This window comes from Sphingomonas oligoaromativorans, assembly GCF_011762195.1.
Classification (GTDB): Bacteria; Pseudomonadota; Alphaproteobacteria; order Sphingomonadales; family Sphingomonadaceae; genus Solisphingomonas; species Solisphingomonas oligoaromativorans.
In genome coordinates this window covers 1-13,424 of record NZ_JAASQK010000013.1, presented here as the reverse complement: position 1 = coordinate 13,424, position 13,424 = coordinate 1, and the positions used below count along the sequence as shown (strand labels likewise).

Genomic DNA, 13,424 nt, shown 5'->3' with positions numbered 1-13,424 from the left:
ATGCCGGGTCAGACCTGGGCCATGCCGCCATCGACCGCGAGATCAACCCCGGTGATGAAGGAGCTCTCATCGGACGCCAGGAAGGTGACGGCAGCCGCGATTTCCTCCGGCTCACCCCTACGACCCATCGGGATCTGCGAAGCGAACTGGGCAGCCGCCTGCTCGGCCTGCTCGGGCGTGAGGCCCGTCGTCGTCGCCAGGGCCGGTGTGTCGATGGGCCCGGGGCTCATCGAATTCACGCGGATGTTGCGATCCTTCAGTTCCAGCGTCCAGGCGCGCGCGAAGCTTCGCACCGCAGCCTTGCTCGCGGCATAGGCACTGAAGGCTGGCAATCCCATGATGTTGGAGACCGACGAGGTTAGGATAATCGATCCGCCGTCCTTGAAGAGCGGGAGCGCCTTCTGGACCGTGAAGAACAGCCCTTTCACGTTCACGTCGAACGTCTGATCGAAATGGGCCTCGGACGCCGCCTCGAGCGGCGCGACCGTTCCCGCGCCGGCATTCGCGAAGAGAACGTCGATATGGCCGTGTTTCGCCTTCACGACGGCATAGAGCCGGTCCAGATCGTCCAGCCGGGAAACGTCGCCTACGACTGTAGTGACGTTTTCTCCGATGGCGGCTGCGGCGTTCACCAATTCCTTTTCCCGTCGTCCGGTGATCACGACGTGCGCGCCTTCTTCGACGAAGCGCTTGGCAGTTGCCAATCCGATCCCGCTGCTTCCGCCCGTGATGACGGCAATCTTGCCTTCCAGCATTTTCATGGCGTTTGATCCTTTGATGTGTGTGGTTCGGTGCGCAGCGACCGCGCCAGGGTCAGAGTTGAGCCAAGCCGCCGTCGACAGCGACCTCGCTTGCGGTCATGAAGCTGCTGTCGGACGACGCGAGGAAGGCGGCCGCCGCACCGATCTCCGAAGGATCGGCCATGCGCTGGAGCGGCGTCATCGCGCCGTAAGCCTTCTGTCCCTCCTCGCCGAGAGCCTCCTTGGCGAGTTCGGTCGCGGTTGCCCCGGGCGACAGGACATTGACGCGGATGCCGGTGCCCTTCAGGTCCTCAGCCCAGGTCCGGGCGAGGTTGCGGACGGCGGCCTTGCTCGCGCTATAGGCGGTAAAGCCCGGCGCACCGGTGGTGCCGGCGCTCGATCCGGTAAGGATGATCGAGCCGCCGTCGCCCATCAGCGGCAGCGCCTTCTGGACTGTGAAGATCGTGCCTTTCACGTTGGTGTCGAATGTCTCGTCAATGTGGTCGGCGGTGATCTGGCCCAGCGGAAGCGGACTTCCCGCCCCGGCATTGGCGAAAACGATATCGAGCGTTCCGCGCCCGGCCTTCACCACCGCGTATAGCCGGTCGAGGTCGGCCTCGTCCGAGACCGAGCCCTTTATCGCGCAGGCATTCGATCCAAGCTCGGCTACGGCAGCGTCAAGGGCGTCCTGCCGGCGGCCGAAGATGAAGACGAACGCGCCCTCCTCGATGAAACGCCTTGCAGCAGCCAGGCCGATGCCGCTCGCTCCGCCGGTGATAACCGCGGTCTTTCCATTCAATCTCGTCATATCGCGCATCTCTCGTCTCGATGTTTCTGATATCGGGTTGTGCGGGGGGCCCCGGACAGCCTCAACATGGGTCCACCGACCTCAGGCGGCGAGTGCGGAGATACGCACATCGGCGGTGCGAAAATGATCCGGTCGAGCATCGAACTTGGCGGCGATCCTGTATATGGACGCTCGAAATGCTATTTTATGGGTGTGAAGCTCACGCCTCGCGGCGCAGGAATGCACCATGATCGACTGGGATGATGTACGCTACTTCCTTTCCGCCGCGCGCGAGGGGTCGGTGCGGGCTGCCGCCAAGCACCTTGGGGTAAATCACGCGACTGTCCTGCGCCGCATCGCCCAGCTTGAAGAGCGCCTCGGGGCGCAGATGTTCGAAAAGCTGCCGTCAGGCTATCGCTTGACGGACGCCGGCGAGGACGTCGTCGAACTCGCCAAGCAGATGGAAGCGTCATCCAACCAGCTGGAGGCGCGTGTGCTCGGGCGCGACCAGAGCGTGCGCGGTCTTCTGCGGGTCACCCTGACACCGATACTCGCGACACATCTGCTCGTCCCCGACTTCGCCGATTTTGCGCGGCTGCATCCCGACATCGAAATGGACATCTTGACATCCGGCGAGCTGGCAAACCTCACCAATCGAGACGCCGACGTTGCAATCCGCGTCGTCTATGAGCGCAAGACGCTGCCGCTCAATCTTCACGGGCTGAAAGGACCGGATGTGTTCGGCGGCGTCTACATGTCCCGGGATCGACTGGAAGCGTGGCGCGCCGGCGCGGCGGATCCCATGCGGTGGATCGTCATCAGCATGCACGGCATTCCGGATTGGGCGTCGGAGGGCGGGGTTCGCACCATGTCGGTGCCCTTCAGGACGACCGATGCCGCAGCACAGATCGTCGCCATACGGCAAGGGCTCGGCATCGGAACGCTACCTTGCTTCGTCGGCGATACCGACCCTGGGCTGGCCAGGGTGCCGGGCACGGATCTGCACATGTACGGTACGCTCTGGCTCCTCACCCAAGGGGAGACGCGCAAGACAGCACGCGTACGGCTGTTCACGGAGTTCGTGTCCCGCAGACTCGCGACCTACACTTCGCTGCTCGCTGGTCTGCCCATTTCGCAAGCCTAATGTGCAGCGCCCTCGTTGAGAAGGCGCCCGTTTTGCCACCACACGCCTCCAAAAGCGGTCCGACCTGGAAGCCTGAAGATCCGGCGATCGCTTCCGGCAGCGGTCGACCAGCTTAAGACGTTCAGCTTCGTTGAAGTGAGCGGCGGCTCTTGCTGAAACCTGCCATTCCGGTCGCGCAAACAAACTGGTCGGCTTTGCGCCGCCCATGTCGATCATTCAGCCACCCGATAATCGTTTTTGCAGATGCGCGCCGCTAAGTTGTCCGGCTGAACGCTCTGATCCCGGATGCGCGCGACAAGACCATCCGCGATCCATTGGCTCAGCAGCCTCCCGGCGAGCGCCAGTCCCTCCGTTTCGCCATGCTCCCCGACGAACGTCGCGCACAAAGCACTGAATGTCGCCCCCCCAGCCAACGCCTCTATGGCCTTCCGTTCGTCGTCCTCGATCGTCCGAAAAGTCGGCATGAAGGCGACGCGCCAAATAGCGACGGAGGCGGGGCGAGGCAGCATTTCGGCGACGGGCGGCCGTTTATCCTCGGCGAGGCTCGACCAGATCGAGGCGGCGTTCGTAGTCACCTCGATCATTGTCAGCGTGGGCACGAAATCGATTGTGGCTGCTTCCCAATCGATGTCGGCGAGGGTCGCCACATCGAGCGGCTCGGCATCCTTGCCAACGAAGATGCGGCCAAGCTCTCGCTCAAGACGCGCAAGCTCGGCAATCTCCGGATCAGCCACATAGATGGCGTCGAGCGTCTCTGGAAATTCCAACGCATAGTCGTCGAGCGTCCAGCTACAGGGCGGCTGCCTTTCGATGTGCGCCGCAGCCGCACTTTCGAAAGCATCGTCGCCGATCCAGGCTTTTACCGAACCAAAGCTTTCGGCAAGGCACGCCATCAGCGCGCTGCGATAGTTGTTGAGGTAAACCGAGAGACCCGGAGTTGCCTGGTCGCCGATCCGCGCTGCGGCTTCGGCAGATTCTGTGTCGAGCCACTGACGAAAGTCGCGCTGAAGGGCGAGCAGGCTCATGCCGCCAGCCTCTTTTCATCGACTGCAATGCGCCGTGCGACATCCAACTCGGCGAGTAGATCGGCGAGCGGCGGAATATCGTCATCCCGTTCAATCATCGTCGCGACCGGGCCGAGGCGAGCAAGCGCCGCGGCGTAGAGCGACCAGACCGAATCCGGCACTGGCTTGTCGTGGGTATCGATCAGAAGATCGCGCCCCTGACTGTGTCCAGCGAGATGGATCTGCCGCACACGTTCGGCGGGAATCCCGTCGAGGTAGGCGATCGCATCGAAACCGTGATTGGTCGCGCTGACGAAGATGTTATTGACGTCGAGCAGCAAGCCGCAGCCGGTTCGGGCGCAGAGTGCGGCGAGAAACTCCCATTCGGTCATGTCGCCCGTGAACGAGACATAGCTGGAGGGATTCTCGATCAGCATCGGTCGGCCGAGCACGTCCTGTGCGCGCGCAACATTGGCGCTCACGATATCGAGCGCCTCCTGTATGTAGGGTACAGGCAGGAGGTCGTGCGAATTGAAGCCCTCGATCCGCGACCAGCTCAGATGGTCTGACACGAACAGCGGATTGATCGCATCAGCGAGGCGCCGAAGGCGGCGCAGATAGTCCGGATCGACGCCATCGGCGGATCCAACGGACATGGACACGCCATGGAGCGCAACGGGGTGGCGTTCGCGAACGCGAAACAGGACGTCGACGGGGCGCCCGCCCTCGACCATGAAATTCTCGGAAATCACCTCGACGAAATCGACCGGCACGGTTGTCTCGCTCTCGAGGAAATCGGCGTAATGTGGCTTGCGCAGGCCTAAGCCGAACTGGTGCTGGGTCAGCATGATGCGCTCCTGCACGATAAGGGGGAGGACCGGCTCGCAGAGCCGGCCCTCAGGACGGGATCAGTTGGCCGGCGCGGTCAGGCTGCCGTGCTGGGCGGTGCACGCCTTGGCGGTCAGATCCTTGAAACCCTGACCCTTGCATTCGTTCTGGCCCTTGCAGTCGTGCTTGCCCGACTTGCAGTCCGAGGTGCCCTTGCAGGAGTTCACGCCGTAGCACGGCACGATCTTCGAGGCGCCGCTCTTGGCGAAAACGGGGCTGCTGACGGTGGCGCCCGACATGGCGATCAGAGCGGCGGCAGCGGCGAAACCGACGGCGGACTTCGAGGGGGTCATAAACATCTCCTGGTATGCCGGAATGGCGCTCCCCCTACGCAGCGCGTCCAGGGACGGTTACAGGATCACCAGCGGAGAAGTCTGGGACCGACCAAGGCTCCGATGCCGGCCGCAAGTAGGATGCCGAGGCTATACCAGGTCAGCACGAAGATCGCGGAAACCTCCGGACAGTGCAGGCAATAGATGGTCGCTGCCCACGCGCCGGCGGCGAGGCCCGCCGCGGCACCGGCGGCGCGCAAGCGGGTCGGCGCCATGCGGCGGAACGACCAGAGCAGGCCCACGAAGATCGGCATTGAAAGGCTGAGCACCAGCCACGGACAGACCTTCCAGCTCTGCCCCAGCCACATGGCGAGCCAGTCTTTGTAGGGTGTGGTCGCGAGTTCACCGATGCCGATGCCGGCGAGCAGCAGGACCGGGACGGCCAGCAGCCATGCACCGCGCAGCGACGATGGCGTCGGTCGCGACGGTCTCGCGACCGCGAAGACCGCGCCGACCCCAAGCGAGATCGTGTAGGTCCACTTCATCCAGAACGCGAAGCCGTGCATCGCGACGTGGAGATCGGGCCGGACACCCAGAAGTACCGTGACGAGCACGAGCGTGACCACGGCTCCGCCCGCTATCCCCCCGCCGATCCGTTGCGCGAGAGCTCGGCGCGGCACGCGGCGGACGTCTCTGGTCAGCGAGCTGATGAACTGATCGGTGTTCATGGCCGGTCCCCTTCAGCCGGGCGGCGAGAGCCTTGAGGCCTCGATGGACCGAGACCTTCACGTCGGATTCCCCGGTGCCGGCTTTCTCTGCGGCTTCGGCAATGCTGAGACCGTCGACATGCGTGTCGCGGATCGCTCGGGCCTGCTTGGGCGACAGGGTCGACAGAAGCGCGTCGACATCCATGCGCGCTGAAGCCGCCTCCTCGAAGCCCTCGGCGACGAGGATCGCTTCAACGTCCTCGATCGGCACCGAGGCACGGCGACGGCGGAGATGATCGATCAGGCGATAACGCGCGATCGCGTAGAACCAGGCCGTGAAGGGCCGGTCACGATCATAGCTCGCTCTGCGCGTGTGAATGGAAATGAGCGTTTCCTGCACTAGATCCTCGACATCATCGTCGGCTCCGCGCAGTCGTCGGCGATAGAAGCTGCGCAGCAGCGGAAGCAGAGCCCGCAACAACGCCTCGTGCGCCCCGGCGTCACCGTCGAGGCCACCTGTCATCCACGCCTTGAGCTGATCTTCGCTGACCTGCATTCGCGCTCCCGGTCAACGCCTACGTGCGTGTCCCCATGCTGGTTACATCGTCGCCCAGAACAATAGTTCGATACGCGGCGTGTAACCGCGCCGGAAGGTGCCGCGTAGGGGCGACGTGGCCCCGCTTCCAGCCTCCCCTGGGTCACCGCGCGGCCGGTAACACCCCTCTGCCGGCCGCGCGAGAGGCTAGAAACAAGGATCTTTCGATCATGACGAAGACCCATGCGGCGTTTGCCGCAACGCTCGCTCTCGGCCTCGTCGCCGGCTCCGCCCATGCCGCCGACCAGGCGAAGCCCGCGATGGAGAAGTGCTACGGCGTTTCGCTCGCCGGCAAGAACGACTGCAAGGCTGGTGCTGGCACGTCGTGCGCGGGCACCTCGAAGATCAGCTATCAGGGCAATGCGTGGAAGCTGGTCAAGGCCGGCACCTGCACCACCATCAAGACCCCGAAGGGCTTCGGCTCGCTCACCCCCAAGGCGTGATCGCCGGCGGCGTCTGTCGTCGTGCGACCCGCGACGACGGACAGCCCGCCCAAGCAACGAAAGGATAGCCATGTCGTCGCCCATCCTCGCCTATCGCCGCGCCGGTGCGCTGGCTTCACGGCTCCTTCCGCAGTCTTTCCTGCTTCTCGTAGCGAGGCTCGGCGTGGCCGCGGTTTTCTTCATGTCGGGTCGCACCAAGGTCGACGGTGTGCTGCACATCACCGATGCGACCTACGAACTCTTTCGGACAGACTATGCGCTTCCGTTCATGGATCCGGTCATCGCGGCGCATGTCGCCACCTATTCGGAGCATCTCTTCCCCATCCTTCTCACGCTCGGCTTTTTCACCAAGCCGTCCGCGCTTGCGTTGTTCGGCATGACCAGCGTGATCGAGATCTTCGTCTATCCCGACGCCTGGCCGACGCATCTGAGCTGGGCCGGGCTGCTGCTCCCGCTCATTGCGCTGGGTGGCGGCGGCTGGTCGCTCGATCGGCTGATCGGGCTCGACGGCAGCCTGCCGGAGCAGGATGACATCCGCGCACCGTTCAAAGTCGTCGCATGAGTACGCTCAACCCCGTCCTCGGCTATGCGGCCGGCGCGCTGACGATCCTGTCGCCGTGCGTGCTGCCGCTGGTCCCCATCGTGCTCGGTGGGGCCGCACAGAAGCATCGCCACGGACCGCTCTCACTCGCCGTTGGCCTCGTCCTTTCCTTCACGACCACTGGGTTTGTAATCGCCACGCTCGGCGCGTCGATCGGACTGGACAGTGACGTGGTGCGCGTCGTCGGCGCGGTCTTGTTGCTGGCGCTGGGCATCGTCCTTCTCGTACCGGCCCTCCAGCACAGCTTCGAACGGCTTGCCGGACCGCTGGCCAATTGGGCGAGCCAGCGCCAGCAGCGACTGGAACGCTTCGGCCTGCTCGGTCAGGCGGCGATCGGCGCCCTGCTCGGCCTGGTCTGGAGCCCGTGTGTCGGCCCAACCCTCGGCGCCGCCACCATTCTCGCCGCGCAGGGCCAGGATCTCGGCTCCGTCGCCGTCGTGATGGGCGCGTTCGGGCTCGGCATCGCCACGGTGCTCGTCGCGATCTCTTTCGTTGCACGCTCGGTGCTGGCGCGGTGGCGCGGCCGGCTGCTCGGCGCCGGTCAGAACGGCAGGCGGGCACTCGGCGCGCTCGTCGCCGCCGTTGCCGTGCTCATCGTCACGGGCGGTGATCGCGCCTTCGAAACGCTGGTGCTGATGCACTCGCCCGACTGGCTGACCAACCTCACCACCTCGATCTGATTGCCTCGAACATCGGAGAAAAATTATGCTCAAGACCTTCTTGCTCGTCGCCCTTTTGGCGTTGGCGGCCGTTCCGGCCGCGGCACAGCCGATCCGCCCCTTCTCTATCGCTGCGCTCAAGGCGGCCCAGGCGAAGGGCGAGCCCGTGCTGATCGATGCGTTCGCGCCCTGGTGCCCCACATGCCGCGCGCAGGCCCCCGCGCTCGATGCCATCGCGGCCTCACCCGATTATGCGAAGCTCGTAATCCTGCGGCTCGATTATGACCACCAGATTGCCGAGAAGAAGGCGCTCGGAATCAATCAGCAGTCGACCTTGATCGCGTTCAAGGGGAGCCGCGAAGTGGGCCGGACCCTTGGCGTCACCCAGGCGGACCAGATCAAGGCGTTCGCCGCGACACCGCTGAAGTAGGAGCGATCGCGATGTCGCTCCTCAGCCGGCGCCTTCTACTCGCCGCGCTCGGTGGAGCAGGCATGACCGGAGTTGCGCTCCGATCGGTCGGCGCGGCCGATCGGTACGATGATCCGCGGACGCTCTACCGGGCGCTCGCGGATCAGCCGGGTGAACGCATCGATCTCGACGGCGGCTCGATCGTATTAGTCTTCGCGGACGGCGCGCCGGGCCTCGATCGGAACCAAGTCCGCCTGTGGGTCGGAATGGCGGCCAGAGCGATCGCCACCTATTTCGGCCACTTCCCGATCAAGCACTATGGCTTGCTCGTCATCGCCGAGGACAGCGACACGGTCGGCCACGGAACGACCTTCGGCTTTGCGGGCTCTGCTACCCGAATCCATGTCGGCCGGGATGCGGCGCCGAAGGCGTTTCGCAACGACTGGATCCTCGTTCACGAGATGATGCACGCCTCGCTACCGGATCTCCCGCGTCGTGCGCTGTGGCTGCAGGAGGGCAATGCGACTTGGCTCGAACCCATCGCGCGCGCGCAGGCGGGTGAGCTGCCGATCTCGGATGTCTGGTCTCAATCGTTGCGCGGAATGCCGCGCGGCGAGCCCATGGCCGAAGAAGGTGGCATGGACGGCACGGATCGCTGGGGCCGTCTCTATTGGGGCGGTGCGACCTTCTGGCTCGAGGCCGAAGTCGCGATCTGGGAGCAAAGTGGCGGACGGGCTAGTTTGGTCGACGCAATGCGGGCGGTGTCGGCCGCGAGCGGCGGCAACATCGTGACGTGGCAGCCCGAACAGATGATGGCGATCGGCGATCATGCCTGCGGCGTGACGGCGCTAGAGCCACTCTATCGACGCTTCTCGCAGGACCGCGTTGCGACCGATCTTGGCAAGTTGTTCGAGCGGCTAGGCATTCGTAGCGCGGCCGATGGCACCGTAACCTTCGACCCGCGAGCGGAGCTTGCAGCTCTGGCCGCTCGTATCACCCGGCCGGAAGCCTTCACGAAGAAGGTTTGAGATGATCTACGCCAGACTTGGTTACGCGTGCGGGCCCGGGTCAGCTGTGAGACTTCGACCTCCCGGCGTCACAGTATCGATTGGACCCGAGGCGATCTCCAGCAGGTCAAGCCACGGCTCTCGCCGCCAGAATGTCTCAAATATCGTCTTCGAAGAAACCGATGTAGGTGTCGCCGCGGCTGATCACCTTCGACGTGGCCTCGACCGTTTCCAGCATGATGAGTGTCGGCTGCCGGTTCGTCACGAACTGCCATTGCGCTGCCTCGGCGTCCTCCAACGGTGCGAGGAGCCGGTTCGCGAAGACCTCGTCGACGATGTCCGGTAAGAGCGAAAAGAGCGCGTATCCCTCGTTCGCAAAGGCTGCACTTGCGATGCCAAGAGACCGACAGGCCTGCTGCTTGAGCTCCACGTCGGCAAGGGATGCCGCGCGATGCGCGTCGATCAGCAACGACAATTCATTGTCCGCGATGACCCCGTCCGACAACAGCAGCGGCTGGTCGGGCAGCCAGGCCCCGGGAGGGCATGCCTTCTGCGCTGGCACAAGCTGAGCGCGGGGACTGACCTCCGCAGGATAGATACGGCAGACCGTCGGTCGTGTCTCATAGGCACCGCAGCGCATATCCTGGAGGAGATGTGGGCAAGCGCCTTCAAACGCAGCCACAACGATGACGCTTACCCGGATCGGAACCGACCCGCTCATCGCAGGGAATGACCGATCAAAACGATAGCGCTCAGGCGAGCCACGCTCCGGCACCTCGTAGGCCGGTGTCGCCTCGATCAGCAACTGGACCTCGTGGCCGTTCTTCGCCCAGCGCTTCGCCTCATCGACACTCAGCGGAAGTTTGAGATTGTGGCAGCAGCGGCCGCACTGCGTGCAGTCGAAATGAATATCCAACGGTTGGTCCTTGTTGGTCAGGTAAGGGGTGATCGACGTGGATCTGGTACGAGGGCGGCCGCGTCGACGGTCACCCCTTCGCGGCCGCGAGTATCGGTCCGCCGTCGCCCGCCTGGAGCAATACGGCCGTTTTCCACGCCGCATCCTTCCCCGGTGCGATCGCGATCGACAGCGGCGCGCCGGTCCAGCGGCCCACTTTGGTCAGCTTCCTCACGACGTCGCGGTGAGGGAGTGTGCGGCCCCCATTTTCGCCGGCGCGCACGGCGACCTGAATCGTTCGGGGATCGTAGCGCACCAGCCACACGTCGGCGCCGCCGTGCGGAGCGCCGCCAGACCCGATCGCGATCTTGTTGCCCGACAAGGATACCGGAGGACCGCCGGTAAGGTGCTCCTGCGCCATCACTTGCGCGACGCGCGCCGGATTGGCGCCGAGCACAGTCGTGCGGCCGTTGATCCAATATTGCGGGGTTGCGACCTCACCCGTGTCGCTGCGCGTGGCATAGTCGCGCTGCCGCTGGGTGAACTGCTGTGAGGCGAAGCTGTCTTTCCACCCGAGATAGTCCCAGTAGGTGACGGCGAAGGACAGAGCGAGCACGTCGGGGCGATCGGCAAGCCGGTTCAGATTATCTTGTGCCGGCGGACAATCCGAGCAGCCCTGGCTCTGATAGAGCTCGACCACCACCGGGCTGTTCTGGGCCATTGAAGGCGCGGCGCCCATAAGCGTCATGATTGCAGCCGCCGCGCTCACGCAGGCGATGCCGTCTCGACAAAAGGACATCGCTAATCTCCCGACTTTCACGTCGTCAGAGCGCTGAATGGTCGCGGGCGGCTGCCTCGATCGCATCCTTCTGCTTCACGAAGGCCGCATCGACAGTCGCGGGGTCCGCCTTATTGAGCGCCACCATCGCGAGACGCTCCTTGTCACCGCGAACGACCTCGATCGCGCCGGACCGGATGGCCTCGATGACATGCGCGGCGACGACCGAGGCAGTCTCGCGACCACCATCGCGTGCGAGACCCGATGTTTGCATCATCGGCGTATCGGTCGCGGTCGGATAGACGGTGAGGACACCGATTCCCTCGCCCGAGAGTTCGCGACGCAGAGACTCGCCGAAATGGGCCAAGCCCGACTTCGCGGCTGCGTAAGTTGCGTAGAACGGCAGGCCGACGAGCGCGATGCTCGAGCTCACGTTGACGATCAGCGCGTCACCGCTCGCTCGAAGGAGGGGAAGCGTTTCGCGCGTGAGCAAGATCGGCGCGACGAGGTCGACGTCGATCATCTGGCGGATTTCGGACTCTGACGTGTTCTCGAGCCGGCCAGCCCTGACGCCGCCGGCATTGTTGACCAGAATATCGAGGCCACCCAATTCTTCGGTGACCCGAGACAGCATGGCGGATCGAACTTGCGCGTCAGCGACATCGCCCTGGATCGACACGACGCCCTGCCCGAGCTGGGCAACGGCATCTGCGAGTGCATCGCCCCGTCGGCCGGTGATTGCCACCTTCGCACCCGATGTCAGCAGGAGGCGGGCCATTTCTAGTCCGATCCCACTTGAACCGCCGGTGATCAGGACACGTTTGCCGTCAATGTTCACTGCTGACCTCCGATAACGCGACGCGAGATTCTCGGCGCTCGTTCGGTGAGCCTACGGGCGAGCGCGTCGCGTGGTTACACACCGGCATACGAAGTCGAAGGCAGACCCGCGCGCCAAAGCCATGGTAACGTGCTAAATCGAATGCACCGTCGAGGCCATCGATGGTCGCTTGAACATCAGCTTTGCCCAATTCGCCAGCCGCGGCCGTCCAGATCGCCAGTCCCGTTCGGGCCAACGGAAATCGAGATAGCCTAGCAGCGCGAGGACAGCGATCTCGCCGATCCTTGGTTCGCCGTCGAGGTCCTCGGGCTCGAGAGCATCAAGCACGCTGTCGCGGGCAGCGGCGAACCGAACCATCATTGCCTCCGAGCGCTCGGTCTCGGGCCGGTGCTCGTCGGCGAAGAGCCGGCCGACGGCGGTTGCCGCCCCGTCCGCGATGCCTTGGAGACGCAACGCGCGCCAGCGGTCGGGACCTTGGACCGGACATAGCTTCCGCTCATCCGACAGGTGATCGAGCCATTCGCAGATGAGGCTGGATTCGGGCAGCGCGGTGCCATCGTCGAGGACGAGCGTCGGCACCTTGGAAAGGGGATTGCGCTCGCGGAGCCGGTCGTCGGTCCACGGGTCGACGCGCACCAGGGCGATCTGATCGGTGAGGCCGAGCTCGGCAACGGCGATCCGAACCTTGCGGGCGAAGGGCGAGGTGGTCGTATACCAGAGTTCCATGTTCATCGGCCTTGGTGGGGCAGTGTTTCGGTCTCTCGCCCCAGTGTGTGGGAAATGAGCCGGTCTATGGAGAGAGGACCAGCGCCGCCGAGGACGAGCGCGGCGAGCCCGGCCAGATAGAGCAGGTCGCATTCGTAGCCTGGTTGGCCGAAATGTGCTCCGTCGGGGCCGAAGGACTGCAGCTTGATTGAGCTGAACCCATTCGGGAAGTGGACGGTGAGGATGGCAACAATCAAGACGATCGCCATTGGGATGCTGGCGAGCGCGACGAATGCGCCGAGCAGGATGGCGAGCCCTCCGAGAATCTCGATCAGGACGGTGGACCAAGCCAGCAGCGAAGAGAAGGGCATGCCAATTGCTTGGAGGATGTGGGCGAACCCGTCGACGCCCCGGCCCAGCTTGGCGAAGCCGTGCTCCATGAAGCCGTAGCCGACGATCAGACGGATCGGCATCGCGGTAACGCTCGGTGCGAACCCCTTAGTGGAAGGTATGAGCTGTCGCATCAATATGGGCATTCTGATCTCCTGGCGGCGGTTCATCATTCTACGCGCCGACAGACCGATCCGTTACAGACATAATGATGTCACTATGTCATAGAGGATTTATGATGTCGGAAACTGATCGCCTTCCTCTTTACGCGCAGGTGGAAGCCACTCTCGCGGCCCGCATATCGACTGGCGAGCTTGAGCTCGGAGAACGGCTTCCGTCAGAGGACGAGCTCGTCCGGGACTTTGCGGTGAGCCGCACGACCGTCCGCTCCGCCGTCCAGAGTCTGGTCAAGCGCGGGATGGTCGAGATACGGCGTGGGCGCGGCACATTCGTCGCACAGCCGAGGATTGAGGTGGTCCCGCCTTCTTGGACAGTTTGGCGGCTGAGTTAAGCTAATCCCGGTTGTCGTTCATGCCGCCTGTTTGATCATCAGGTCATGGGG

At 64.2% G+C, this 13,424-nt stretch carries 18 protein-coding genes and 1 pseudogene; 7 read left to right on the top strand and 12 right to left on the bottom strand.

Features of this window, described 5'->3' with window-relative positions; genetic code table 11:
- Positions 1-8: 8 nt before the first annotated feature.
- Both FHS98_RS17550 and FHS98_RS17545 read right to left on the bottom strand, forming a co-directional pair.
- The gene (locus FHS98_RS17550) at positions 9-761 is read right to left on the bottom strand and encodes an SDR family NAD(P)-dependent oxidoreductase (protein WP_167108331.1); all 753 of its coding nucleotides are present in this window, start codon (positions 759-761) and stop codon (positions 9-11) included.
- A gap of 52 nt (positions 762-813) precedes the next feature.
- Positions 814-1,548: an SDR family NAD(P)-dependent oxidoreductase gene (locus FHS98_RS17545; protein WP_167108434.1), complete on the bottom strand. Its 735-nt coding sequence runs from the start codon at positions 1,546-1,548 to the stop codon at positions 814-816.
- A 226-nt stretch (positions 1,549-1,774) separates the two neighbouring features.
- On the opposite strand from FHS98_RS17545, the gene FHS98_RS17540 reads away from it, so the two are divergent.
- Positions 1,775-2,671: a LysR family transcriptional regulator gene (locus FHS98_RS17540; RefSeq protein WP_167108328.1), complete on the top strand. Its 897-nt coding sequence runs from the start codon at positions 1,775-1,777 to the stop codon at positions 2,669-2,671.
- A gap of 212 nt (positions 2,672-2,883) precedes the next feature.
- On the opposite strand, the gene FHS98_RS17535 is transcribed toward FHS98_RS17540, so the two are convergent.
- The 5 genes and pseudogenes from FHS98_RS17535 to FHS98_RS17515 all read right to left on the bottom strand — a co-directional run.
- Positions 2,884-3,696: an HvfC/BufC N-terminal domain-containing protein gene (locus FHS98_RS17535; RefSeq protein ID WP_167108325.1), complete on the bottom strand. Its 813-nt coding sequence runs from the start codon at positions 3,694-3,696 to the stop codon at positions 2,884-2,886.
- Positions 3,693-4,523: an MNIO family bufferin maturase gene (bufB, locus tag FHS98_RS17530; RefSeq protein WP_167108322.1), complete on the bottom strand. Its 831-nt coding sequence runs from the start codon at positions 4,521-4,523 to the stop codon at positions 3,693-3,695. The genes FHS98_RS17535 and bufB overlap by 4 nt, the downstream gene beginning before the upstream one ends.
- Before the next feature lie 60 nt (positions 4,524-4,583).
- A complete protein-coding gene (gene bufA2, locus FHS98_RS17525) occupies positions 4,584-4,856 on the bottom strand; it encodes a BufA2 family periplasmic bufferin-type metallophore (protein WP_167108319.1) in 273 nt (90 codons plus the stop codon).
- 65 nt (positions 4,857-4,921) lie between these two features.
- Positions 4,922-5,563: a DUF1109 domain-containing protein gene (locus tag FHS98_RS17520; protein WP_167108316.1), complete on the bottom strand. Its 642-nt coding sequence runs from the start codon at positions 5,561-5,563 to the stop codon at positions 4,922-4,924.
- Positions 5,564-5,570: 7 nt separating this feature from the next.
- Positions 5,571-6,098 (bottom strand): annotated as a pseudogene (locus tag FHS98_RS17515) (sigma-70 family RNA polymerase sigma factor); the annotation flags it as partial.
- Positions 6,099-6,307: 209 nt separating this feature from the next.
- Here FHS98_RS17515 and FHS98_RS17510 point away from each other — a divergent pair.
- The 5 genes from FHS98_RS17510 (at position 6,308) to FHS98_RS17490 (ending at position 9,277) form a co-directional block, all read left to right on the top strand.
- Positions 6,308-6,580 carry a BufA1 family periplasmic bufferin-type metallophore gene (locus FHS98_RS17510; RefSeq protein WP_167108313.1) on the top strand — a complete coding sequence of 91 codons (273 nt, stop codon included), beginning with the start codon at positions 6,308-6,310 and terminating at the stop codon, positions 6,578-6,580.
- A gap of 70 nt (positions 6,581-6,650) precedes the next feature.
- Positions 6,651-7,142 (top strand): DoxX family protein, encoded by a 492-nt coding sequence (locus FHS98_RS17505; protein ID WP_167108310.1) that lies wholly within the window; start codon positions 6,651-6,653, stop codon positions 7,140-7,142.
- On the top strand, positions 7,139-7,861 hold the full coding sequence (locus FHS98_RS17500; RefSeq protein ID WP_167108307.1) for a cytochrome c biogenesis CcdA family protein: 723 nt from the start codon (positions 7,139-7,141) through the stop codon (positions 7,859-7,861). Before FHS98_RS17505 ends, FHS98_RS17500 begins: the two co-directional genes overlap by 4 nt.
- Before the next feature lie 25 nt (positions 7,862-7,886).
- On the top strand, positions 7,887-8,270 hold the full coding sequence (locus FHS98_RS17495; RefSeq protein ID WP_167108304.1) for a thioredoxin family protein: 384 nt from the start codon (positions 7,887-7,889) through the stop codon (positions 8,268-8,270).
- Positions 8,271-8,332: 62 nt separating this feature from the next.
- Positions 8,333-9,277, top strand: coding sequence for a hypothetical protein (locus FHS98_RS17490; RefSeq protein ID WP_243848095.1), 945 nt, complete (start codon positions 8,333-8,335; stop codon positions 9,275-9,277).
- Between the two features lie 136 nt (positions 9,278-9,413).
- Here FHS98_RS17490 and FHS98_RS17485 read toward each other — a convergent pair whose 3' ends face one another.
- From FHS98_RS17485 to FHS98_RS17465, 5 genes are all read right to left on the bottom strand, one after another.
- Complete coding sequence (locus tag FHS98_RS17485) at positions 9,414-10,172, bottom strand: YkgJ family cysteine cluster protein (RefSeq protein ID WP_167108299.1); 759 nt, start codon at positions 10,170-10,172, stop codon at positions 9,414-9,416.
- Between the two features lie 70 nt (positions 10,173-10,242).
- Positions 10,243-10,920: a DUF1223 domain-containing protein gene (locus FHS98_RS17480; protein WP_341786099.1), complete on the bottom strand. Its 678-nt coding sequence runs from the start codon at positions 10,918-10,920 to the stop codon at positions 10,243-10,245.
- A gap of 55 nt (positions 10,921-10,975) precedes the next feature.
- Positions 10,976-11,767 carry an SDR family NAD(P)-dependent oxidoreductase gene (locus tag FHS98_RS17475; RefSeq protein WP_167108296.1) on the bottom strand — a complete coding sequence of 264 codons (792 nt, stop codon included), beginning with the start codon at positions 11,765-11,767 and terminating at the stop codon, positions 10,976-10,978.
- Positions 11,768-11,899: 132 nt separating this feature from the next.
- Positions 11,900-12,493 carry a glutathione S-transferase family protein gene (locus FHS98_RS17470; RefSeq protein ID WP_167108293.1) on the bottom strand — a complete coding sequence of 198 codons (594 nt, stop codon included), beginning with the start codon at positions 12,491-12,493 and terminating at the stop codon, positions 11,900-11,902.
- A gap of 2 nt (positions 12,494-12,495) precedes the next feature.
- Positions 12,496-12,945 (bottom strand): DoxX family protein, encoded by a 450-nt coding sequence (locus FHS98_RS17465; protein WP_243848094.1) that lies wholly within the window; start codon positions 12,943-12,945, stop codon positions 12,496-12,498.
- Between the two features lie 125 nt (positions 12,946-13,070).
- Here FHS98_RS17465 and FHS98_RS19170 point away from each other — a divergent pair, with 125 nt between their 5' ends.
- Positions 13,071-13,373: a GntR family transcriptional regulator gene (locus FHS98_RS19170; protein WP_425057361.1), complete on the top strand. Its 303-nt coding sequence runs from the start codon at positions 13,071-13,073 to the stop codon at positions 13,371-13,373.
- Positions 13,374-13,424 lie beyond the last annotated feature (51 nt).